The sequence below is a fragment of the Pedobacter ghigonis genome (genome assembly GCF_903166585.1).
In the GTDB taxonomy this organism is placed as follows: Bacteria; Bacteroidota; Bacteroidia; order Sphingobacteriales; family Sphingobacteriaceae; genus Pedobacter; species Pedobacter ghigonis.
Genome location: NZ_CAESCM010000010.1, coordinates 69,570 through 93,537 on the forward strand (window position 1 = coordinate 69,570; position 23,968 = coordinate 93,537).

At 39.9% G+C, this 23,968-nt stretch carries 24 protein-coding genes; 18 read left to right on the forward strand and 6 right to left on the reverse strand.

Going from position 1 to position 23,968, the window contains the following annotated elements; translation table 11 throughout:
• The first annotated feature begins 237 nt into the window (after positions 1–237).
• Together HWV58_RS15095 and HWV58_RS15100 are read left to right on the forward strand one after the other, a co-directional pair.
• Positions 238–2,061, forward strand: a complete 1,824-nt coding sequence (locus tag HWV58_RS15095; protein WP_175634895.1) for a tetratricopeptide repeat protein — start codon at positions 238–240, stop codon at positions 2,059–2,061.
• A 246-nt stretch (positions 2,062–2,307) separates the two neighbouring features.
• Entirely contained in the window at positions 2,308–2,610 is a 303-nt protein-coding gene (locus HWV58_RS15100; protein WP_175634896.1) for a DUF4286 family protein, read from the forward strand.
• A gap of 81 nt (positions 2,611–2,691) precedes the next feature.
• On the opposite strand, the gene HWV58_RS15105 is transcribed toward HWV58_RS15100, so the two are convergent.
• The 3 genes from HWV58_RS15105 to dtd are packed head-to-tail and all read right to left on the reverse strand — an operon-like array spanning position 2,692 to position 5,049.
• A complete protein-coding gene (locus HWV58_RS15105; RefSeq protein WP_175634897.1) occupies positions 2,692–3,018 on the reverse strand; it encodes a nucleotide pyrophosphohydrolase in 327 nt (108 codons plus the stop codon).
• Positions 3,008–4,570: a glycosyltransferase family 39 protein gene (locus HWV58_RS15110; protein WP_175634898.1), complete on the reverse strand. Its 1,563-nt coding sequence runs from the start codon at positions 4,568–4,570 to the stop codon at positions 3,008–3,010. The genes HWV58_RS15105 and HWV58_RS15110 overlap by 11 nt, the downstream gene beginning before the upstream one ends.
• 26 nt (positions 4,571–4,596) lie before the next feature.
• A complete protein-coding gene (gene dtd, locus HWV58_RS15115; protein WP_175634899.1) occupies positions 4,597–5,049 on the reverse strand; it encodes a D-aminoacyl-tRNA deacylase in 453 nt (150 codons plus the stop codon).
• Positions 5,050–5,079: 30 nt separating this feature from the next.
• On the opposite strand from dtd, the gene HWV58_RS15120 reads away from it, so the two are divergent.
• Both HWV58_RS15120 and HWV58_RS15125 read left to right on the forward strand, forming a co-directional pair.
• Positions 5,080–6,105: a hypothetical protein gene (locus tag HWV58_RS15120; protein WP_235972740.1), complete on the forward strand. Its 1,026-nt coding sequence runs from the start codon at positions 5,080–5,082 to the stop codon at positions 6,103–6,105.
• Entirely contained in the window at positions 6,071–8,527 is a 2,457-nt protein-coding gene (locus tag HWV58_RS15125; protein ID WP_175634901.1) for a hypothetical protein, read from the forward strand. The genes HWV58_RS15120 and HWV58_RS15125 overlap by 35 nt, the downstream gene beginning before the upstream one ends.
• A 120-nt stretch (positions 8,528–8,647) precedes the next feature.
• Here the strand turns inward: HWV58_RS15125 and HWV58_RS15130 are convergent, their stop codons facing one another.
• Entirely contained in the window at positions 8,648–9,694 is a 1,047-nt protein-coding gene (locus HWV58_RS15130; protein ID WP_175634902.1) for a 3-oxoacyl-ACP synthase III family protein, read from the reverse strand.
• Positions 9,695–9,862: 168 nt separating this feature from the next.
• Between HWV58_RS15130 and HWV58_RS15135 the strand changes: the two genes are divergently transcribed.
• The gene (locus tag HWV58_RS15135) at positions 9,863–10,144 is read left to right on the forward strand and encodes an ATP-dependent Clp protease adaptor ClpS (protein ID WP_039480490.1); all 282 of its coding nucleotides are present in this window, start codon (positions 9,863–9,865) and stop codon (positions 10,142–10,144) included.
• An 84-nt stretch (positions 10,145–10,228) separates the two neighbouring features.
• Here HWV58_RS15135 and HWV58_RS15140 read toward each other — a convergent pair whose 3' ends face one another.
• On the reverse strand, positions 10,229–10,831 hold the full coding sequence (locus tag HWV58_RS15140; RefSeq protein WP_175634903.1) for a thioredoxin family protein: 603 nt from the start codon (positions 10,829–10,831) through the stop codon (positions 10,229–10,231).
• Between the two features lie 376 nt (positions 10,832–11,207).
• Complete coding sequence (gene rsmA / locus HWV58_RS15145; RefSeq protein WP_175634904.1) at positions 11,208–11,993, reverse strand: 16S rRNA (adenine(1518)-N(6)/adenine(1519)-N(6))-dimethyltransferase RsmA; 786 nt, start codon at positions 11,991–11,993, stop codon at positions 11,208–11,210.
• A 183-nt stretch (positions 11,994–12,176) separates the two neighbouring features.
• Here rsmA and pdxA point away from each other — a divergent pair, with 183 nt between their 5' ends.
• The 13 genes from pdxA (at position 12,177) to rpiB (ending at position 23,954) form a co-directional block, all read left to right on the forward strand.
• Entirely contained in the window at positions 12,177–13,256 is a 1,080-nt protein-coding gene (pdxA, locus tag HWV58_RS15150) for a 4-hydroxythreonine-4-phosphate dehydrogenase PdxA (RefSeq protein ID WP_175634905.1), read from the forward strand.
• Between the two features lie 133 nt (positions 13,257–13,389).
• Positions 13,390–14,556 carry an MFS transporter gene (locus HWV58_RS15155; RefSeq protein WP_175634906.1) on the forward strand — a complete coding sequence of 389 codons (1,167 nt, stop codon included), beginning with the start codon at positions 13,390–13,392 and terminating at the stop codon, positions 14,554–14,556.
• A gap of 65 nt (positions 14,557–14,621) precedes the next feature.
• Entirely contained in the window at positions 14,622–15,197 is a 576-nt protein-coding gene (locus tag HWV58_RS15160; protein WP_175634907.1) for a hypothetical protein, read from the forward strand.
• A gap of 13 nt (positions 15,198–15,210) precedes the next feature.
• Entirely contained in the window at positions 15,211–16,053 is an 843-nt protein-coding gene (locus tag HWV58_RS15165; RefSeq protein WP_175634908.1) for a sulfurtransferase, read from the forward strand.
• Positions 16,054–16,231: 178 nt separating this feature from the next.
• Positions 16,232–16,717 (forward strand): YceD family protein, encoded by a 486-nt coding sequence (locus tag HWV58_RS15170; protein WP_317174804.1) that lies wholly within the window; start codon positions 16,232–16,234, stop codon positions 16,715–16,717.
• A 15-nt stretch (positions 16,718–16,732) separates the two neighbouring features.
• Positions 16,733–16,924, forward strand: a complete 192-nt coding sequence (rpmF, locus tag HWV58_RS15175) for a 50S ribosomal protein L32 (RefSeq protein WP_025143959.1) — start codon at positions 16,733–16,735, stop codon at positions 16,922–16,924.
• Positions 16,925–17,025: 101 nt separating this feature from the next.
• Positions 17,026–17,964, forward strand: a complete 939-nt coding sequence (gene plsX / locus HWV58_RS15180) for a phosphate acyltransferase PlsX (protein ID WP_175634910.1) — start codon at positions 17,026–17,028, stop codon at positions 17,962–17,964.
• A 9-nt stretch (positions 17,965–17,973) separates the two neighbouring features.
• Complete coding sequence (locus HWV58_RS15185) at positions 17,974–18,972, forward strand: beta-ketoacyl-ACP synthase III (RefSeq protein ID WP_124560611.1); 999 nt, start codon at positions 17,974–17,976, stop codon at positions 18,970–18,972.
• A gap of 193 nt (positions 18,973–19,165) precedes the next feature.
• Complete coding sequence (gene accB / locus HWV58_RS15190; protein ID WP_124560612.1) at positions 19,166–19,642, forward strand: acetyl-CoA carboxylase biotin carboxyl carrier protein; 477 nt, start codon at positions 19,166–19,168, stop codon at positions 19,640–19,642.
• A 116-nt stretch (positions 19,643–19,758) separates the two neighbouring features.
• The gene (gene accC, locus HWV58_RS15195) at positions 19,759–21,102 is read left to right on the forward strand and encodes an acetyl-CoA carboxylase biotin carboxylase subunit (RefSeq protein ID WP_175634911.1); all 1,344 of its coding nucleotides are present in this window, start codon (positions 19,759–19,761) and stop codon (positions 21,100–21,102) included.
• A 169-nt stretch (positions 21,103–21,271) separates the two neighbouring features.
• Positions 21,272–22,471 (forward strand): LVIVD repeat-containing protein, encoded by a 1,200-nt coding sequence (locus HWV58_RS15200; RefSeq protein WP_175634912.1) that lies wholly within the window; start codon positions 21,272–21,274, stop codon positions 22,469–22,471.
• Positions 22,472–22,589: 118 nt separating this feature from the next.
• Entirely contained in the window at positions 22,590–23,471 is an 882-nt protein-coding gene (tatC, locus tag HWV58_RS15205) for a twin-arginine translocase subunit TatC (protein ID WP_175634913.1), read from the forward strand.
• A gap of 45 nt (positions 23,472–23,516) precedes the next feature.
• Positions 23,517–23,954 carry a ribose 5-phosphate isomerase B gene (gene rpiB, locus HWV58_RS15210; RefSeq protein ID WP_175634914.1) on the forward strand — a complete coding sequence of 146 codons (438 nt, stop codon included), beginning with the start codon at positions 23,517–23,519 and terminating at the stop codon, positions 23,952–23,954.
• Positions 23,955–23,968: the final 14 nt, after the last annotated feature.

Genomic DNA, 23,968 nt, shown 5'->3' on the forward strand with positions numbered 1-23,968 from the left:
CTTTAACATAAATAAATCCTCAACGGGACAACAAAAATAAGTATCACAACCACTTAACCACGATTTACACCAACAATGTTACCTCCGCCAGCAATAATAAGTCGTGGTTCAATTTAGTATTTATAACATATACACAAAATAAAATACAGGTAACATTTAAAATACGTTTTATATAAGTTAGTGCTTTAGCTTATCAGGTATTAAAATGTTACATTTAAAACTTATAATTTAGGGTTTATGAACCGTTTGCTTTTCATCATATTCTTATCGTTTACGCTTGGGGCCAGTGCGCAGATTTTCCGCCCGAACCAGCCTTTAACACCCGATGAAAGCACATTGGCGATTCAGTATTATCAGGATGGCGATTATGAAAAAGCCCTGGTTTTGCTCGAAAAACTTTATGCCATACCCAATAATGAAGCCTATTTCGATATCTATTTCAATACCCTGGTTAAGCTGAAACGTTACGATGCAGCCGAGAAAGCAGTTAAGCGCGAAATCAAAAAAAATCCGCAAAGTGATATCTATCCCATTGCTTTAGGTAAACTGTACCAGGAAAAGGGAGATGTGCAGGCGGCCAATAAAATTTTTACCGATGTGGTTAGTAAACTGCCTAAAGATGAATTTAAAATCAGGAATATAGCCAACAACTTTTACCGTTTCGAAAATTACGATTTTGCGGTGCAAACCTTTAAACAGGGCCGGAAAGTATTGGGCAATGAACAGCTATTTACTTTCGAACTGCTGAATGTTTACAGGTTTAAAAAGGATAAGCCGATGCTGATGCAGGAGTACCTGGATGCACTTGGTACCATGCCACAGCTTTTACCACAGGCAGAGGCCGTACTTTCGAATGTTTTTGAAGATAAAAATGATTACCAGCTTTTTCAGGGAGCAATTTTAAAAAAAGTACAGAAAGAACCTGATGCCGAAATTTATATCCAGTTGCTAACCTGGAACTATATACAACAGCAGGAATTTGATATGGCTTTACGCCAGCTCATTGCTTTTGATAAACGGACTAAAGCAGATGGCGGAACCCTATTTAACGCCATTTATACATTTGTAGATAACAGTGCCTACGAAACAGCCATTAAAGCATACGAATACCTTTTAACCAAAGGGAAGGATAACCAGTATTATCTGCCATCGAAAATCGAAATGCTGAACACCCGTTACAACCTGCGCACCAGCGGAAAATATACGGTTGCTGATCTCGATTTACTGGCCAAAGATTATGAGGCTTTACTGGCCGAAAACGGTAAAAACCGGAATACCCTTTTTGCCATTAAAAAACTGGCTAACCTACAGGCTTACTACCTCAATAAACCCACATTGGCCGAAAAAGAGCTGGAAGAAGCCATAAAAATGCCAGGCGTAAACGAGCAGGAAGTAGGCCAGCTAAAGCTGGATTTAGGCGATATTTACATCTTAACCAACGAACCCTGGGAAGCATTTTTGGTATACGAACAGGTAAGCAAACAATTTGAAGGACAGCCCATTGGTAACGAAGCACGTTTCCGCAGTGCGACACTTTCTTTTTATCAGGGCAATTTTGAATACAGCAACGGCCAGTGCCTGGTTTTAAAAGCCGCCACCTCGCAACTAATAGCAAACGATGCCTTGAACTTAAGTTTATTAATTAACGACAACATTCAAACACCTGCCGATAGCAATGCGTTAAAGATGTACGCCGATGCCGAGATGCTTTTATTCAGGAACCTGCCCGAGCGCGCTATTAAAAAAATGGACAGTATTGCCATTGCTTTCCCACAAAACAGCCTTACCGATGCCATTATGATGAGTAAAGCGAGGATTTTGATTAAAGCAAACGATTTCCAAAAAGCTGCCGATATCCTTAAAAAAGTAACCGACGATTTTAAAGATGGTATTTGGACGGATGATGCCCTTTTTACCCTTGGCGATTTGTATGAGAAAAAACTAAACGATATTGCTCAGGCAAAAATTTATTTCCAAAAACTGATTACCGATTATCCCGGCAGTATGTTTAGCGCCGAAGCCAGGAAAAGGTTTAGGAATTTACGCGGGGACGGGGTTTAGCGGATTGGCGCATTGGTTAGTAGTTCATTAGTTTAATCGGTTAACCGACTCCAAGCTCCAAACGCCCAACTCCAAACTAGTTGGTTCATTGAGTTAATCGACTTTGAAACCTTCCTGCCGTGCGCAGCGACAAATCAAAGTTACTTTGAAACCTTCCTGCCATGCGCAGTGGCAAATCAAAATAAAAACAGAGGTGAAAGGCTTGTTACAATTTTTTAGCCATGATATATTATTTATCTTTGCAGTATGTACTTATACAATGTTACGCTCATTTTAGAAGATGCGGCTGCCCAGGAATGGTTGCAGTGGATGCAGGAAACCCACATTCCACAGGTAATGGCTACTGGCATGTTTGTATCTAACCGTTTGTTAAAGGTGGTAGATTCGCCAAATGAAGGCCTAACCTATTGCGCACAATACGTGGTAGATAGTTTAGAAAACTACAACCAATATCAGGAAGTTTTCGCACCAGCTTTACAGGCCGAATTAAACGAAAGGTATAAAAACCGTTTTGTGGCTTACCGCAGTTTGATGGAGTTTATAGCTTAAATTAAAAGGATTGAATTTTGAATGAGTGAATTGAATGCAAGCAATATCATTCAATCACTCAACCATTCATCTATTCAATAATTACTTCAGCTTCTCATTATTTTTATGCCGGTCGGCATCGCGGATACTTTTCTTTTCCAGGTTTTTCTCTAAAGCTTCAGTTAAGTTAATACCGGTTTGGTTGGCCAGGCAAATTAGCACAAACATTACATCAGCCATTTCATCAGCCAGATTTACCTCTTCGTCGCTTTTTTTAAACGATTGCTCGCCATATTTACGGGCCATAATGCGGGCTACCTCACCTACCTCTTCCATTAAAATGGCGGTATTGGTTAACTCGTTAAAATAACGGATACCTGTTGTTTTAATCCAATGGTCTACTGTTTCCTGTGCTTCGTTAATGGTCATGTTTTTCTTCTTCTATTTCCGATTGTATCCTGCTGTTAATATCAATGGTAGCATCCTCCAGTAAAAAAACTGCTGCGCCCTTTTCTCTGGCATATGGCGTAGTTACTTCTCCTATTTTGGTTATTTTCTTAAAAAATGGCTGCTCTTTTTTACGCTGCGGATCTTCTTCGTTCGGTTCCCTGATCAGGATTAAATGTTTAATTGGTTTATCCATTTTAAACCAGTACAAATAATCGGCATTGTAAGTTACCGCATTTATATTTTTAAATTTCGAGTAATAGTTTATTGCGCCGGCCTCACCATAATTATCGGCACGTACCAACAAAGCCGATTTATCTTTAACCCGTGCATAAGCTGAATCCGTTAACCTGGCCATTTCTTTCCAACCCTGCATATCGGCAAAATCCTGTGGCAAATCATGCTGTAGTCCATCTTCCCACCGCAAAGCGCCCACTCTGGCAAATTTATGGTGTTTAGCAATAATTTGTTGCGGACTTAAAACCGGGTAGGCATATTTTACCGTTATACTAAATAAGGCAAGAGGTAAAATCACCATTAAAACCCTTAAGTATTTTTTCCGTCCCTGATTGAACAATAAAGCTAAATAAGTACATCCTGCAGCAATAACAACAGGATATAAACCTGTCGCATAATACGCTTTAGCCCTAAACCAGGTAAACAAGCCAAGTGAAATCACAAATCCAAATACAATCCACCGGTAAGGCGCAAAGGTTTTACTAAAAAGCAATGCCCATAAACCGGCGAAAACAATAAAAATGATATTGAAATAGTACAAAAGCTGGTCTTTTAAAAAATCGGTTCTTTTAATTTTATCGAGCTGCGTTCTGGCCAGTTCTTTCATGTGGCCAACAACCGGAAAATGATGGTGGTATTGCCAAAGTAAATTGGGTAGCATAATGAGCAAAGCAACCAGGCCAGCTAAATACAGGTGGTTATTTTTATAAATTTTGCGCTGATTAGAAATGAGCAAGGCAGGAAATAAACCCGCAGCTAAAAAGCAAATACTGTATTTGTTTAAAAAACCAATGCCAAGGGCTAAGGCCATAAAATACAGATACCGGTTTTCTTTCGTATTGATATACCTGATCAGGAAAAAGTAAATGGCTGTCCAGCTTAAAAGATCGAAAGCATTGGGCTGGAAAAGTAAATCCAGGCGGCCAACCGCACAGCAGATTAGCGCAATCGCACAAAGCACTTTTGCATACAGGCCTCCTTTAAACTCGGCTACAATTTTCCAGGTAAAAATTAAAGTTGCAGCACCAATGCTTGCCGTAACCAACCGAACAGCCGCCTCACTTTTACCAAAAAACTGAATTAAAACAGCAAAAAGCGAAGTAACCGGTGGTACCGATTGAAAACCCCAGGCCAGGTGGTTAGCCTGATCCAAATGTAAAAACTCATCGCGATGTAAGCTATAGGCGGCATTAACCAAAAAGAAGGGCAAAATGAGTTTTACAATAACAAATCCGCAAAGCACGGCTAAATCTACCTGTGGTGATTTCGACGTTCTAAAGTTGATATCATTTTGCATATATACCTGTTTGGAGAGATTGGGATTTATTCCTTATCCTTCGTATCGATTAATATGGTAACCGGGCCATCGTTAAGTAAAGCTATTTTCATATCTGCACCAAAAATCCCCGTTTTTACTTCTTTACCCAGCAAAGCTGATAATTTTGCAATCATCTTCTCGTAAAGTGGAATGGCTACATCAGGTTTAGCCGCGCGGGTAAATCCCGGCCGGTTACCCTTTTTAGTAGAAGCAAATAAAGTAAACTGACTAATTAAAAGGATATTTCCGTCTACATCGGCAAGGGCTTTGTTCATCAGGCCGTTTTCATCGCCAAAAACCCGCATTCCCACAATTTTCTGCGCCAGCCAATCTAAATCTTCGTTCGTATCAGCATCTTCAATCCCCAGCAGCACCAAAAAACCGCTTTCAATCTGTCCGGTAATTTCCCCATCAACTGTGCAACTTGCCTGTGTAACTCTTTGTAAAACTGCCCGCATTTTATATTACTTTTGATCGATAAAATTGATATGCGCAAGATAAGTATTTTAGTGATTTTTGCCTTTTTCTTATTCGGCTGTAAGCAAAAATCGGTTACACATCCTACTTTTTATTATTGGAAAACCGATTACCGCAATAAACCCGCAGAAACTGCTTACATCAATCAGTTTAAATCGAAATCGCTCTACGTGCGGATAATGGATGTTGATTTTAATCCGGATGTACAACAGCCAGCACCTGTTTCGCCCATTAAATTTTCTGACCCTTTACCTGAGCACGTGAACATTATTCCGGTTGTGTTTATTGTGAACAATGTTTTTAGCAAAATAGATTCGCCGCAAACAGCCGTTTTAGCCAGCCGCATAGCCAAATTTGTAGATGATAAGGTTAAACAATCCGGGAAGCGAAATTATGCCGAATTGCAGATCGATTGCGACTGGACCAAAACCACCAAAGTTGCCTACTTTAAATTTCTCGAACAATTAAAGGCAAATCCACTTTTGAAGGGCAAAACCATTTCGGTAACCTTGCGCCTACACCAGGTTAAAAACATTGTATCGAGCGGAATACCGCCGGTAGAAAAGGCCATTTTAATGTGCTACAACATGGGTAACCTGCGTAAATACGGCGAACAGAACTCGATTTTAAATCAACACGAAATGGATCTTTACCTCAAAGATTATCTGGCGCAATACCCACTGGCACTTGATGTGGCTTTACCCATTTTCGAATGGTCGGTGGTGTTCAGAAATCAGGAGTATGCAGGTATTTCCAAGCACATCAGTAAAGTACAATTACAGGACACAAAACTTTTTAAACAGCGCGAAAATTCCATTTTATATGATTTACTTGTTGATTACCCCGATGCAGGCTTAATGAAAGGCGACGTAGTACGCTGGGAAGAAGTTTCGGCACGAGATTTATCATCCACTGCTAAATTTTTATCCCGATATTTAAAGCCTGAAGAAAGAAACCTTGTTTTCTACCATTTAGATACCGACCTATTAAAACATTTTACCCATGATGACTTTCAAAAAATTATCGCTGATCTCTAGTGTATTTCTCCTCACCTTTTTCGGTGAAATAGCCGTAAACATTGCCTGTGGCGGCGAGATAGACCCCTACGATTATTACATTTCCTATTTCCACAACAACATCGAGGGTGATGAATATGCTCCTTTCGCCTATAACGAAATGGTGTATTTAAACAGTGAAGATGATGTGGAAAGTGAGCCTGATATCAACAGCCGCGAATGGGCTAAATACCTCAACGTTAAAAAAGAAGATGTACTGAAAGTAATGTATAAAACCGACAGTGCAACCAGTGCTAAACTCACTAATTTTGACGGGAACCTATCGCAATTGCCCGATAGCCTGCAACAAAATACTTTTATCCAGGCATTGAGTAAACGCAAAGCACCATTAAAATATTATTTATTTGCCAAAAGCTGTGAACCTTTGGCCAATGTAGAATTTAGCCTTTGGGATGCGAAACCACGAGATACCACGGCCATGGCTGAAAAAGCAAACGAAGGTTTAAAACTTACCGCTGATGAAAAGGATGACTTCCTGAAATTGCGGTATGCCTACCAATCGGCTCGTATGTTTCATTTTGGTGGCTTCCATACCGAAAGTAAATCAACCTACGAGAAATACATTAAAACAAGCAAGCTAAACAGTGCTGTTAAAGGCTGGGGACTGGCGCTTTATGCCGGATCGACCCGCAGGTTGGGAAATCCGGAAGAATCAGCATTTTTATTCTCAAAGGTTTTTGCCAGCAATCCAGAACGCCGGGTACAAGCCTATAAAAACTATTATTATAACAGTACACCTGTAAATGGTGCACTAAAATATGCCAAGACCGATAATGAAAAAGCCAACATCTGGGCCATTAACGGCTTTGGAAATGCTGATTCGGGCATAGAAAGTTTGCAGAAAGTTTATCAGTACGAGCCCAAAAGCCAGCTTAACGGAACTTTATTGGTACGTGAGGTAAACAAATTAGAACAAGACCTGATCGAAGCCAACGATATTGCCAAAATAGCTTACAATTATTACTTTTCGGATAATGGTGGTTCGAAATATAAAGACAGTTTAAAAGCCGTTAACCTTAAACACCTGAACGAAATCAGGAATTTTGCAGTAAAACTGGCTACTGAAAAAAAATACCCTCAGCCAGAACTGGGTACTTTAACTGCTGCCTATTTATCGTGGATGGAAAACAAAGATTTTATGGCCACCAATTACCTGGCCATCTTAAAACCTGATAAACTACCTGAAAGATTACGCGATCAATACCGGATTGTAGATTTATTGATCAAAGCGAAAAACATTAAAAAAGGAAGTCCTTTTAATGAAAACGACTTATTACCTACTTTAAAGTGGTTGGATGAAAAACGCTTTGCAGAAAATAAAACCCAGCCAGACGAGCGATATTATTACGACACTGATCGTGCCGAAAAGCGCTTTAGCAGAACCACGCGAAACTTTTACCAGCAAATACTGGCTCCAGCCTATTTGAGCCTGGGTGATACAGCAAAGGCAGCCCTGGCCATGGTTAAAGGCGACTTGCAATATAAAACATTAAAAGAAAATTCACTGTTCCAGAATATGAGTTACCAGAGTATAGCTTTCTGGCAGAAAAACCTAAGTCCAAAAAGTATGCAGGGTTTAGCCGTTTATAAAACCAAGGCGACCGGGAACGATGTTACGGGCTTACTGGCTTCGGCACTTAACCAGCTTAAAAACGATGATTTTTACGAGCTTTATGGTACCACTTATCTGCGTACCCACCAGTACGATAAGGCCGTTCAGATGTTTGCAAAGGTTTCGGCTGATTATAAATATTTTGCCCCCGAAAACTGGTATGGCGAAGAATCTAACTCGAAACTTTATGCCAATCCATTTATCGAAACCACCAACGATTATCCTAAAAAATATGTAACGGCTAAAGCATCGGTTACTAAAAAGGCTTTTGCGGCCGAAATGCTCCGGTTACAGAAATTACTGGTTAGCGATAAAAAAAATGCAGCCACCTATTATTACAAAATGGCCAATGCAGTTTACCAAACGGGTTATTATGGTAATAGCTGGTTTTTAATCAGCTACGACTGGTCATCGTACGATAATAGTGCGCCTGCCAAGTTTGTTTACGATGGAGATTATAAAAAGGCGCAAACGGCCAAAGCCTGGTATTTAAAAGCGAGGTCGTTAAGTACCAATCCCGATTTTAAAGCCAAGTGTACTTTTATGCTCGCCAAATGCCTGCAGAAACAAATCATCATGAATGCACATCCGTTATCTTTCTCGTATTACGATAAAACTGATGTGAAATGGAAAAACTTTATCAAAGCCAATTACAACAATCCTTATTTTATAGAATTAAGGCTTAATTATAACAAAACGCCTTTTTATCAGGTTGCTGCAGGCGATTGCAGCTATTTAAGAGATTTTATTGCAGCTAAAAGTAAAAAATAACACTGCGCTACTAAAGATTGTCATCCTGAGCTTGTCGAAGGAACTGCCTTAACACTGTATGAGGCGTTTTGACAGGCTCAACGTGACAATCTTCTAGTGAAACTATTTAATCTTTAAAAACTACCACCTGATTAAGGCACTGGCCCAGGTAAAGCCCGAGCCGAAAGCGGCAAGGCAAACCAAATCGCCATCTTTAATTTTTCCAGCTTCCCAGGCTTCACATAAAGCAATCGGTACAGATGCGGCAGTGGTATTGCCATATTTTTGGATATTGTTAAACACCTGATCGTCGTTTAAGCCCAGCAACTGCTGTACATACTGGCTGATACGCAAATTAGCCTGATGCGGAACCAGCATATCAATATCTTTTTCGGTTAAATTATTGGCGGCTAAAGCCTCTTTTATTACTTCAGGAAATTTTACAACCGCTTTTTTAAAAACTGCCGGCCCATCCATGTAAGGTAGCGACGCACCGCTTTCTAAAATCTCAGGAGTCATGAACAAACCTCCTAACTCTTGTTCAGGGTATGCCGGTTTATCTTTTAACCATTTATTGGCATGCGATCCCGGATAATACATGGCCAGAATTTCGGCATCGGCACCATCACTGTGTAAGTGCGTACTCAAAATCCCCTTGCCAGGCCCGTCTGTTGGCTGTAAAACCACTGCACCTGCACCATCGCCAAAAATTACCGATACATTGCGGCTACGGGTTTCGAAATCCATAGCAAAAGAATGTTTTTCACTACCAACTACCAGCACGTTCTTATACATGCCTGTTTTTACAAACTGATCGGCAACCGAAAGTGCATACACAAAACCCGAACATTGGTTGCGGATATCTAAAGCACCGATTTCGCCCATGCCCATTTCGCGCTGCAGCAAAACACCGCAACCCGGAAAATAGTAATCGGGGCTTAGTGTAGCAAAGACAATAAAGTCTACATCTTTTGCAGTAATACCAGCTCGTTCGATGGCAATTTTAGCTGCCTCAATGCCCATTGTAGTGGTCGTTTCCTCGTTACGATCGGCAAAGCGGCGTTCCTTAATACCGGTACGTTCCTGTATCCACTCATCGCTGGTTTCCATGAAACGGCTTAAATCGGTATTGGTATAAATATTTTTCGGAACATAGTAGCCAATTCCGGCAATTTTAGATTGATGCATGCTCGTATATTATTTGGTTAACAAATGTATTAAAAGAGATGAAAGAATATGTAAAATGTATGATGTAAGATGTTTTACGGCCCTATCCTATTGCCCCTCATCCATTTTACCTGTTCCATCTTACATTAAAACTATTATATCTTCCATAAAAATAGTTATTTTTGCGCCATGTCTACAGAAACCAAAGAAGAGACCTTTACGCTCGAGGAAATTTTAACTTCCCTTAAAACTGTACATCGCCTTATTTTGTGGAATGACGATGTTAATACTTTCGATCATGTGATTTTTTGCATGATGAAATATTTAGACTACAGCGAATCGCAGGCCGAGAAAATTGCCTGGAAAGTGCACAACGAAGGCAAATGCCCCGTGCTTGAAGGTTCTTTTACTGAAATGGAAGTTTACCGTAAAATTTTACAGCAGGAAGGTTTAACGGTTTCGGTTGACTAGTTATTGACTAACTTCTTTTGTAATGAAGAGACCCTGAAACAAGTCCAGGGTGACGTTAAATCCAACCTAAGGGTAATGGATTGGTTATTCCAACCCACTCAATAACTCCGCTAATTCAGCCTGCGTAGTTTGCGTTTTATCTTTTGCATACCAGCTATGTAATTTTTCAGCAGTAGCCATCGGATCGGTATTTTCCTGTTTCCACCCTTTTAATAAAGCTTGTAAAACCTGTGGTCGTGGTGCCCAGCTTTTTAATACTTCTTCTCCTTTTTCATTTAATACCAGCAAAACCGGTATGGCTCTTCCGCCGTTGGTTAAATGTGCATCGATAAGTGGCAGATTTTTATCGCGCAATACAAATTTAAGATCAAACTTATTGGGAGCAGCCTCGGCTATTTTATTAAAAACGGGAACAATCTGTGCAGCATCTCCACACCAGCCTTCGGTTATCACCCATAATTTATAGCTTCCTTTTAAATTGTTAATGGCAGCTGTTAATGCTTCATTTAAACTAACCGTTTTATCAACCCTGTTCATGCGTTGCACATTCATTTTACTATAGTGCAGCATGGCTTCAGAGTTATCCGGTCCGGTAGTTTGTCCTGCAGCTAAAAGCTTGTCAACCAATTGACGGTAAGTGGTATAATCCATTCCCTGTTCGTCAAAAATTTCGCGATAATTAACCATGATGTTTATAATTATGAGGCAAAGGAAAGGAGAAATTAGCTGAAAATAATCATGGCTTTGCAAGAATGCGCAGGGCGGTTGATTGCACAGATTACAGGATTACACCGATTTAGTTCCTCTCTATCTTATTGTCATTCTGACCGCAGTCAAGAATCTCTTAATTGCGGTCAATAGACAACGAGAACATTACCCTGATTTTTTGCAGTACCGGAGGTTGAATAAACCCGGTTGGAGTGAGCACGACTCCCGGTTTATGCACGAATTTATTGTTTTAAAGGGTTTCACCGGGAGGAGTAAAACGGAAAACGGGGCTACCGGAATCGAAATGCACCAGAGCCTGCTTTTCAAAAAATAAGCTTAACAAAATTGTTGCCGATTAAACCGCCATTAATTGACTTACATGCTGTGTTAGGGCCACAAAATCGGCTACTGTTAACTGCTCGGCACGTTTCTCAAAGTAAATGTGATTGTCCATTTTATCCTTTGGCATTACTGCAGAAACCGCATTACGCAAGGTTTTTCTACGCTGATTGAAGCCAGCCTTAACCACGCGCCAGAATAATTTTTCATCGCAATCTAAAGTCTCTACTTCGTTGCGGGTTAAGCGGATTACTGCCGAGTGTACCTTTGGAGGTGGATTAAAAGTGCCTGGCTTAACGGTAATCAGATATTCAATTTTATAGTAAGCCTGCAGAAACACACTTAAAATACCATACTCTTTGCTACCTGCCGGAGCCGCACAACGTTGGGCAACTTCTTTTTGGAACATGCCCACCATTTCTACAACTTTATGGCGGTTATCTAAAATCTTAAATAATATTTGTGAAGAGATATTGTAAGGAAAATTACCAATAATGGCAAATTGACCCGGAAAAATAGCATCGAAATCGAGTTTAAGAAAGTCGCCATTAATTAAACGATCACCCAGTTGCGGGTACTTTTCGTTCAAAAAGTGAAAAGACTCGGTATCGATATCAATCAGGTAGGTTTCTAAATCCTGGCGCTGCAACAAAAAATCAGACAAAATTCCCATCCCGGGCCCCACCTCTAAAACCTGGCGGTACTTATCGGTATTTACCAACGCTTCTACAATGCGGTTGGCAATGCCTTTATCGGTTAAAAAATGTTGACCTAAATGTTTTTTTGCTTTTACTAAACTCATCTTTGCGCATTATTTTGCCACGGAGGCACTGAACCCACAGAAAATTGTGCACTTACCTGCCTATCATCCGTATAGATCGCATCTTCGCGTTCACTATATTTAATTACAAAATAACTAATTTTTATCGGGTAAGCACCTCTTTAATCGAAAATCAGTAATTTGCGCTAAAATTTTCCAGTAATTATGAGCAATAAACTTAAAATAGGTATCAGTATAGGCGATGTGAACGGCATAGGTTTAGAGGTAATTATTAAAACATTATCCAACCCTGCTATTTTAAATTACTGCACACCAATAGTTTATGGCCACACCAAGGTTTCATCTTTCCATAGAAAAGCCAACAGCCTTGGCGATTTCAGTTTTAACGTGATTAACCATGCCAACCAGGCACAGGCAAAAAGGGCAAACATGATTAATTGCTGGGAAGAAGATGTAAAAATAGAACTTGGCCAGGTTACCCCAACAGGTGGTAAGTATGCGCTTTTATCATTAGAACGTGCCACTGCCGATCTGGTAAATGGCGATATCGATGCCCTGGTTACTGCTCCGATTAACAAACACAATATCCAGTCGGAAACATTCGCCTTTCCGGGCCACACCGAATACCTGCAGGAAAAAAGCGGCAGCAAAGATGTGCTGATGTTCCTGATTAGCGAAGGCCTGCGCGTAGGTGTAGTTACAGGCCATATTCCGGTAAAAGATGTGCCGGCAGCAATTACTAAAGAAAAAATTACCAGCAAATTAAAGCTGATTAACGATAGCTTGAAGAAAGATTTCTGGATCGAAAAACCAAAAATTGCTGTGTTGGGCTTAAATCCGCATGCCAGCGATAACGGTTTATTGGGCTCAGAAGAGGCAGAAATTATAAGTCCGGCCATTCAGGAAGCGTATGATAAAGGCATGATGGTTTTCGGACCATACCCTGCCGACGGTTTCTTTGGCAATGGCAGCTACAAGCAGTTTGATGCCGTACTGGCCATGTACCACGATCAAGGCCTTATTCCTTTTAAAACCCTGGCTTTCCATAATGGCGTAAATTACACAGCAGGTTTAAACTTTGTGCGTACCTCTCCCGATCACGGAACGGGTTATGATATTGCGGGTAAAGATCTGGCCGATCCTACTTCGTTTACCGAAGCCTTGTTTTCGGCCATCCACATTGTAAAAAAACGCAGGGAACAGGAAGAAATGCTGGGCAACCAGTTACGTACCGGCGGTAAAGTGGGAGAAACACAGGTCGATATTAAGGATGATGCTTCTTAAGGGAAGGCTAAAGTTTAAAGACTAAAGCCGAAAGCTTAGATGCCCTTAAATGTCTTATTGGTACAAAGCTGAAGTCGGAAATCGGAGGTCCGAAGATTAAAACCAAAAAGACCGAAGTTGAAAGTTTTAACAAATGAAAGCCACTAAACCTGCTGGCATCTTGCCCATTATTGTTATCTCACAATTTTTGTGCACTTCTTTGTGGTTTGCCGGTAATGCTGTGCTACCCGATATTGTAAAAAATTTCCCGCTTGAGCATAACCTTTTAGCCAACCTTACCAGCATGGTGCAGTTCGGCTTTATCACCGGAACACTGCTATTTGCTTTCTTTGCCATTTCCGATCTGTTCTCCCCATCAAAAGTTTTCTTTGTTTGTGGTATTGCAGCAGCACTATTTAATCTGGCCATCTGTCTCGAAATAACCGATGTAAGACTATTGCTTTTATTCCGGTTCTTAACCGGCTTCATGCTGGCGGGTATTTATCCTGTGGGCATGAAAATAGCCTCCGATTATTTTAAGGATGGCCTGGGCAAATCTCTTGGCTTTTTGGTAGGCGCTTTGGTTTTAGGTACTGCCTTTCCGCACCTTTTGAAAACATTTACCACAAACTTCCCCTGGAAATACGTAATTTATGCCACCTCAACTTTGTCGGTAATTGGTGCCTGCTGCATCTTTTTCTTTGTTGCCGATGGACCGTTTAGAAAACCCGGACAAAAATTTAATTTCGATTCCTGTTTAAGCGGATTTAAAAACCCAGGGTTCCGCTCGGCTGCTTTTGGCTACTTTGGCCACATGTGGGAGCTATACACATTTTGGGCATTTTTACCGGCAATGCTGCTCCATTACAACAGTACGCACCCAACCGCTGAATTAAATATTCCCTTATTTTCGTTTTTAGTAATCGGATCTGGCGGCCTATCCTGCATGATCGGTGGAATGCTATCTCAAAAATTTGGCGCTAAACGCATTGCGATGATTGCCCTGGCTATATCTGGCTTATGCTGTTTGCTCTCCCCTGTTTTTCTCTTTGCAGATTCAGTGTACGCCTTGCTATTGTTTTTATTCATCTGGGGATTATCAGGTACTGCAGATTCTCCGTTATTCTCTTCATTAATTGCTAAAAACGCACCCGAAGCACTAAGGGGAACTTCGCTTACATTGGTAAATTGTATTGGCTTTGCACTTACGATTGTCAGTATACAGGTGATTAATATGTTATCAAAAGAGATGAATTCGCACCATCTTTATATGGTCTTAGCCATTGGGCCTGTTTTGGGACTGTTGGCTTTGAGAAAATAAAACATAGCCTAACCAAACTCCCGAAATCTCCTATATTGCAAAAAAATGAACAATAAAATTACGCTATGGGGCTTGACATTCATCTAATCACAGATAATTCGGAAGAAATATCCCGTTCACAAAATGCAAATAATTACGTGGATTATTTCAATCAGCACAGCCTAAGCAGAACCTTCTGTAACCTGATGTCCCGGAGAAACGTTATTGAAGAAGAACCCGAACTTGATCAGATAGGTAGGCTGACCGATACAGACATTTCGGTTTTGTATGATATGGAGCAAATTTGGAGTGTGGAATATATAGATTACAGGCTGTCCATTGCAGAAACAGAAAATGATAAACAAACCGTTTTTGAGCAGATTGCTGCAAGTAAAGAAAAACTAGAAGGCAATATAAAGCTTATATTAGAAACAGTAGAAGCACTAATTAAAAAACTTTCACAATTTTCAAATCTGGTAGATAAGCTGAATAGTCATGAACTAGATACTTTGGGTTACGATTACTATTTTACTGACTTTGATCTGGATAAAGGGGAGGGATATATTGGCAATAATTTTGGCCAGGATCTTAGAAACTTCAGGAAATTTTTAGAATACGCAAAAACCAATGGTGCTCAAACTATATGGTTTAATTATGGATAAACAAAATTAGAATATGAAAAACAATATATCACCTATCATAAAACCAGCAGAATTAACCTGGTTAAACCAAGACGACGAAATCGTAATTATCGATGCCAGCGCTGGCTCGAAAGCCAGATATGATGAGCAGCATTTAGCGGGCGCACTTTTCGCAGATGTAAACGATGATTTAGCGAATATTGTCGATTTTGCTGTAGGTGGCAGACATCCTTTACCTACTTTCGATCAATTTACACTGGTTTTGCAAAGGTTTGGAATCACAAAAGACACCCATGTAATTGTTTACGATGATAAAAACGGCGGCAATGCAGCTGCGAGGCTTTGGTGGATGTTAAAAGCAATTGGCCATGAAAAAGTACAGGTAATAGACGGAGGTTTTCAGGCGGCCGTTAAAGCGGGTTTCCCGACAACAAATAAAGTTGAAATTCCAAAGGCTGTTGAAAAATACGAAATCACAGCATGGAATCTACCGCTATCCGATATAAACGAAATAGAAAAAGTAGCAAAAACAGACGATTACATTGTGATAGATGTGCGGGATGCCAACCGGTTTGCTGGTTTAACAGAGCCTATTGATTTAATTGCAGGCCATATCCCCGGAGCAACCAATATTCCTTTCACCGAAAATTTAGATGCAACAGGCGCTTTCCTTGCACCCGAAATATTGAAAGAAAAATATGCAGAAGCCTTATCGCACGTTCTTCCTCAAAATGTAATTGTGCATTGTGGTTCAGGCATTACGGCTTGCCATACCCTTTTGGCTATGGATTATGCAGGTTTACCTATCCCTAAGTTGTATGTGGGCTCCTGGAGCGAATGGAGCAGAAACAATAAGGAAATGATACTAGCCGGCTAACCTCGGATATACCTTAATGGGTTTGAAAACCTGTAAGGTCTAAAAATCAAGAGTTAACATCAACAATTTTTAAAAAACATTTTTAATCTAATTATTTTATCCCTACATTTGCAGGCTAAAATTTTACAGTACTTTGAACCCACTAAAACAATTTTCATTACCGTTTACCGGATTAAAATTGGGAACTCATCAGTTTGATTATGAGCTTGATGACCGCTTTTTTAATGCTTTTGAGTATTCGTTAATTAAAAGTGGGAATTTAAAGGTTGACCTGGAACTTGACAAACAAGAAACCATGTTGATACTAAAATTTAAAGTTATTGGTACTGTAAATTTAGATTGCGATAAATGTTTGTCGGAATTTGCTTACCCGGTTAATCTTTACGAAAGGCAGATTGTAAAATTTGCTGAGGATGAACTGGAGAGCGACGACGAAGAAATTATTACACTAAGCCGTAAAGATTCTGAAATTGATATATCAGGTCCTTTATACGAAATGATTAACGTAGCGGTACCCTATATCAAAAACTGCGAGCAGGCAAACCAAGATTGTGATCAGGAGATGATTGATCGCTTAGAGCAATTAACAATTGCCAAACAAGCAGAAGAAAATGAACAAACAAGCGACCCACGTTGGGAAGCCCTTAATAAGTTAAAAAAATAATTAGATTATACACCAATGGCACATCCAAAACGGAAAATCTCGAAACAGAGAAAAAATAAAAGAAGAACACACTACAAAGCAGTTACTCCTTCTTTAGCAACATGCTCGGCAACAGGTGCTATCCACGTACCTCACCGTGCTTACAACGTTGATGGTAACTTATACTACAACGGTAAACTGGTTATCGAAAATACTCAGATTGGGTAATTTTCTTAAAAAATTGTTTGTGTTTTCAGCGGCTTTAGTCATACCTTAGTCAACTGAAAAATTCAGGATTACACCTGACTTAACACAAACAGATTTTTTCTATGAAAATAGGCCTCGACATAATGGGCGGAGACTATGCTCCCAAAGCAATTGTTTTGGGAGCAATAGCTGCTCATCAATCGCTTAACGCCGGAGAACACCTGGTTCTTATTGGCGATACCGAACAGATTAAACCGATTCTTGCAGAAGAAGGCTTTAATCCAGATCATTTTGAATACGTTCATACTGATGAAGTTATTGGTATGGGCGAACATCCTACCAAAGCAATTGTTCAGAAACCTAACTCAAGCATCGCAGTTGGTTTTAACCTTTTAAAAGAAGGTAAAATCGATTCATTTGCAAGTGCAGGTAATTCAGGAGCGATGTTGGTTGGCGCTGTATTTAGCGTTAAAACCATTCCGGGCATCATTCGCCCTTGTTTATGTACAATCCTTCCTAAAATTAAAGGCGGCACTGGTCTCCTTTTAGACGTTGGCGCAAATGCCGATTGCAAACCCGATATTTTACTACAATTTGGCGTACTGGGCAGTTTATATGCAGAAAATCTTTTGCAGATAGCAGATCCTAAAGTAGCGCTCATGAACATTGGTGAAGAAGATGAAAAAGGAAACATGCTAAGCATGGCCACTTTTCCGTTGATGAAAGATACCAACTTGTTTAACTTTGTGGGCAATGTTGAAGGCAGGGATTTATTTAATGATAAGGCTGACGTAATCGTTTGCGATGGTTTTACCGGGAATGTAATGCTAAAACTGGCAGAATCGTTCTATGTATTGACCATTAAGAAAGGATTAAAAGATGAGTTTTTCGATCGTTTCAATTACGAACAGTACGGAGGAAGCCCGGTACTAGGTGTTAACGCTCCCGTAGTTATCGGACATGGAATTTCCAGTCCTTTAGCCGTTAAAAATATGGTGCTCCAATCCAGGGAAATGATTACTACCGGATTGGTAGAAAAAATTAGAATGGCATTTAAATAATTTATTAAAATGAGTAAAATTCACGCTGCTATTACAGCAGTAAATGGTTACGTCCCCGACTATGTGCTTACAAACGCAGAGTTAGAAACCATTGTTGACACTTCGGATGAATGGATTACCAGCAGAACGGGAATTAAAGAACGTAGAATTTTAAAGGGAGAAGGTTTAGGTACTTCCGATATGGCTGTTCATGCTGTAAACGGTTTACTTAAAAAGAGAGGAATTGATGCAAAGGAAATTGAACTGATTATCTTTTGCACCACTACTCCTGATTTTACCTTCCCTGCAACTGCAAACGTTTTAGCAGATAAAGTTGGAGCTACCAATGCATGGGGTTACGATTTACAGGCCGCTTGTTCGGGCTTTATTTTCGGTCTTTCTACAGGTGCATCATTTATCGAATCGGGCAGGCACAAAAAAGTATTGGTGGTTGGTGGCGATAAAATGTCATCGATTATTAACTACGAAGACCGTACTACCTGTATTATTTTTGGCGATGGTTGCGGTTGTGCATTGTTAGAGCCAAACGAAGAAGGTTTAGGAATTCAGGATTCGATTTTAAGAACCGACGGTGCCGGAAGAGATTTCTTAGGCATGAAAGCTGGTGGTTCTGTTAAACCGGCCACCCACGAAACTATTGATGCAAGAGAGCATTTTGCACACCAGGAAGGCCCTACAGTATTTAAATTTGCTGTAACCAATATGGCTGATGTTGCTGCCGAAATTATGGAACGAAACAGCTTAACTGCTGACGATGTAGCCTGGTTAGTACCTCACCAAGCCAACAAACGCATTATCGATGCTACTGCAAACCGCATGGGTGTAACAACCGATAAGGTGATGATTAACATCGAACGTTACGGAAATACAACCAACGGTACCATTCCATTGTGTTTATGGGAATGGGAAAGCCGTTTAAAAAAAGGCGATAACATTGTGTTAGCGGCCTTTGGAGGTGGTTTTACCTGGGGTTCTGTTTACCTGAAATGGGCATACGACTCTAACTAGGTTAAAGTCTACAGTAAAATGGCTCCTTAGTTAATGGACAATGGTTGATCGTATTTAGCTATTAACCATCAACCAAAAAACCATTAACGCAAAGAGTAGCCGTAGCACCCGCAATAATTAAAATTTAAAACAAAAAAAGTATAACTTAGTTAATTCATTTATACACTTTTTTTCACATAACAAGGATTAAAAAATGGATATCAAACAAATACAGGAACTGATCAAATTTGTTTCTCGTTCTGGAGTAAACGAAGTTGCTATTGAGCAAGAGGACTTCAAAATCACGATCAAAACAAACCAAGCACCTACAGTTGTGCACGCAACCATCCCGCAAGCTCCGCTTGTACAGGCTGCTGCCCCAGTTGCTACAGCTCCTACTGCCCCAGTTGCAGCAACACCTGCTGTACCCGCTGCAGAAGACACTTCGAAATACTTAACCATTAAATCTCCAATGATCGGTACTTTCTACCGTTCAGCTAGTCCGGAAAAACCAATGTTTGTAAACGTTGGCGATGAAATCGGTGCAGGTAAAGTAGTTTGTATTATTGAGGCAATGAAACTTTTCAACGAGATTGAAAGCGAAATTTCAGGCCGTATCGTTAAAATCCTGGTTGATAATGCATCACCGGTTGAGTACGACCAACCATTATTTTTGGTAGAACCTATTTAGTTATTGATTACACAGATTAATTAGATAACACCGATTACAATTGATTAAGGTGGTGATTATTTACCGGATAAATCGGTGTAATCATTAAAATCGGTGTAATCAGAAAAGGTAAAATTATGTTTAAAAAAATACTAATTGCCAACAGGGGAGAAATCGCTTTGCGTATTATCCGTACCTGTAAGGAAATGGGCATCAAAACGGTTGCTGTTTATTCTACCGCCGATCGCGAAAGTTTACACGTACGTTTTGCTGATGAGGCCGTTTGTATTGGTCCCCCACCTAGTAAAGATTCTTATTTAAATATCCCAAATATCATCTCAGCTGCAGAATTAACGAATGCCGATGCCATTCACCCGGGTTATGGGTTCTTATCGGAAAACGCTAAGTTTTCTAACATTTGCCGCGAGTACAACATCAAATTTATTGGTGCTACACCAGAGCAGATTAACGGTATGGGCGATAAAGCTTCTGCCAAAGAAACTATGAAAAAAGCTGGCGTTCCTACCATTCCAGGATCAGACGGTTTGCTTACCAGCGTTAAAGAAGGTATTGCAATTGCCAACGATATGGGCTATCCGGTTATCCTGAAAGCTACTGCCGGTGGCGGTGGCCGTGGTATGCGTGTGGTTTGGAAAGATGAAGATTTTGAAAATGCATGGGATAGTGCACGTCAGGAATCTGGCGCAGCATTCGGTAACGATGGTTTATATTTAGAAAAATACATCGAAGATCCACGTCACATTGAAATCCAGATTATTGGCGATCAGTTTGGCAAAGCCTGTCACTTATCAGAGCGCGATTGTTCAATTCAACGTCGTCACCAAAAATTAGTTGAAGAATCTCCTTCGCCATTTATGACGGAAGAACTTCGCTTAAGAATGGGTGAAGCTGCGATTAAAGGTGCCATGGCTGTGAATTACGAAGGTGCAGGTACTATTGAGTTCCTGGTTGATAAACACCGTAATTTCTATTTCATGGAAATGAATACCCGTATCCAGGTAGAGCATCCGGTTACAGAAGAGGTAATCAATTTCGACTTAATTAAAGAACAAATTAAAGTTGCAGCGGGAATTCCGATTTCAGGTAAAAACTATACCCCTGAGATGCATGCGATCGAATGCCGTATCAATGCCGAAGATCCGGCAAACAACTTCCGTCCGTCACCAGGAAAAATTACGAATTTTCATTCGCCAGGTGGTCACGGTGTTCGTGTTGATACCCACGTTTATGCTGGTTATTCAATTCCTTCGAACTACGATTCGATGATTGCAAAATTAATCTGCGTGGCCCAAACCCGCGAAGAAGCCATTTGCACCATGGAACGTGCCTTGAGCGAATTTGTAATTGAAGGCATTAAAACAACCATTCCATTCCATTTACAGTTGATGAAAGATCCTAACTTCAGGGCAGGTAATTTCACTACGAAATTTATGGAAACGTTTGAATTCTCAGAAGGATAAAACGATTACAACGTTTAAGCATATAAAGGCTGTTCAAAATATTTGGACAGCCTTTTTTTATTCCATTTGATTTCTTATTCCCACTCGATAAATAGCTGACTATTAATATTTAACTTCAACTGTAGCATTTAGTTATCTAATTACGTTTATATTCAAAAACACTCTGGTAATGAAAAAAAATCTAATTAACGTCGTTCTTTTCATGCTTGCATTTGCTGTATTTACTTCTTGCAAAAAAGATGAGTATGAGACCATTCAAATTGTAAAAATGATTTCTGTTAAGGAAATGAGGGCTTTACCTACGGGAATTACTAAAGCAACTCCGGCCAAAAAAACAGGGAAAATCTACATTTACAACGATTTTCTTTTCATCAATGAACCCAACGAGGGCATTCACATCTACAATAACGCTAATCCAAGTGCGCCAGTAAATGTGGCTTTTCTGAAAATTCCGGGAAACGTAGATTTAGCAATCCAAAACAATATCCTTTACGCCGATAATTTTATTGACTTACTGGCTTTTGATCTATCTGACATGAACAATATCAAGCAGGTTAAAAGGGTAACAGATGTTTTCAATCAACTGTATAATCCAGGTGCCGGAAAATATCTTTACACTTATAAAGATACGGTAGTAAAAAAACGAACGAGTAAGGAGAAAATATATTACGATGCTGCTTATAGTAGTTCTTCATCGCAAGGTGGTTCGGGGCAAGGAGGTTCAATGGCCAGATTTACTTTAATGAACGACTATTTATACACGGTGGGATTAAATAACCTGAGTTTATTTGATGTTAAAACAGCGTCGAACCCAACCTTTTTAAAGGCCATTAATTTAGGTTGGGGCGTAGAAACCATCTTCCCTTATGAAAACAAATTATTTATAGGTACCAATAGGGGCATGCACATTTTTAGCGCTAACGACCCCGCCAACCCGGTGCAACTCTCTACTTACAGCCACATTTTTGCTTGTGATCCGGTGGTTGTGCAAGGAAAATATGCTTATGTTACTTTGCGTACCGGTAATATGTGCATGCAAGCCACTAATCAATTGGAGGTTGTAGATATAGAAGATCCGGCTAAACCGAAACAGATTGCGGTTTACAACATGCAAAACCCGCATGGCCTAAGCACCAGCGGCGATAATCTGTTTTTATGCGAAGGTAACTATGGAATAAAGAGTTTTAACATCGCCAATAAAACAAAAATAGGCGACAATATGTTGCAGCATTTAAGTAATATCAAAAGTTTTGATGTTATCGCCGGACCTAAATCGTTGATCGTAACGGGGGAAAATGGTGTATATCAATTCAATTACACCAATGCAGCAAATTTAAAGCAATTGAGTATAATTAAGGCGCAGCTTTAAAATTACAGATGGGCTGGAATCGATTTTTTCAGTCATTTCTCAGAATAATATAAACTATCTCTATATTTAACACGTAAATACCATTCTATTCAAATAGAATGGTATTTTTGTTTTCAACATGAGCGACAATAAAAAAACATCACTTACAAAAGCAATCGGGCAAAAAAGTACAACCCTAGAGGCAGAAATGTCTTTTTTCGATCACCTCGATGTACTTCGTAAACATTTAATCAGAGCAGTAATTGCAGTTGCCGTATTTACGGGTATCGCGTTTTATTTCAATGAAGAAATTTTAGATAAAATTATTTTCGGACCTAAAAAGCCAGATTTTTGGACCTACCGTATGATGTGTAAGATGGTTGAGCATTTCCCATCGCTTGGTAAGGATATGTGTATTACCAAAATCAATGGCGAAATTATCAATACCGAAATGGCTGGTCAGTTTAACCTGCAGTTAAATGTTTGCGTAATGTGCGGTATTGTGGTGGGCTTCCCTTATCTGTTATGGGAAGTTTGGCGTTTCGTAAAACCTGCCCTGCATGAGAATGAACGCAAATCTGCCAGTGGTTTTGTATTTTTTGCTTCTGTATTATTCGTTATCGGTATCCTTTTCGGCTACTTTGTAGTTTGCCCTTTATCGGTTAACTTTTTAACAGGTTATACCGTTAGTGCTGAGATTAAAAACACCTTCACGGTCGATTCATATCTTTCATCAGTTGCAACCCTTACTTTAGGAACAGGGATTATTTTTGAGCTTCCGGTTATCATTTTCATTTTATCGAAACTGGGCTTAATGACCCCTAAGCTGATGCGCGCAAGCAGAAGATATGCCGCTGTAATTATTTTAATTATTGCTGCTATCGTAACACCTACTCCAGATATCATGACGATGTTGATTGTAGCTACTCCGCTATTCTTATTGTACGAGCTGAGTATTTTTGTTTCGGCTTATATCGAAAGAAAGAAGAAAAAGGCCGAAGCTGCATTCTACGCTAACTAACAAAAACATTACGAACAGAATTCATAATTCTCTATAAATTTGACAATGTCTGATACAAAAATTAAAATTGCTATTGGAGCGGATCATGCCGGATTCGAATACAAAGAAATATTAAAAGATTTTTTACAGGATTACGATGTAAAAGATTTTGGCCCTTATGCCGCAGATTCAGTTGATTATCCTGATTTTGCACATCCTGTTGCTTCGGCTGTTGAAAGCGGGGAATTTACCTACGGTATTTTACTTTGCGGTTCGGCCAATGGTGTGGCGATAACAGCAAATAAACATCAGGGCATTAGGGCAGGCCTATGCTGGGAAAACGAAGTGGCATCTTTGGTACGTCAGCACAATAACGCTAATGTACTTTGTATCCCGGCCCGTTTTGTTTCAGAAGATGAAGCAAAAAAAATTACCGAAACCTTTTTAACTACGGCATTTGAAGGCGGTCGCCACCAAAACCGGGTCGAAAAAATTTCGTGCTAACAAGAAACTCAACT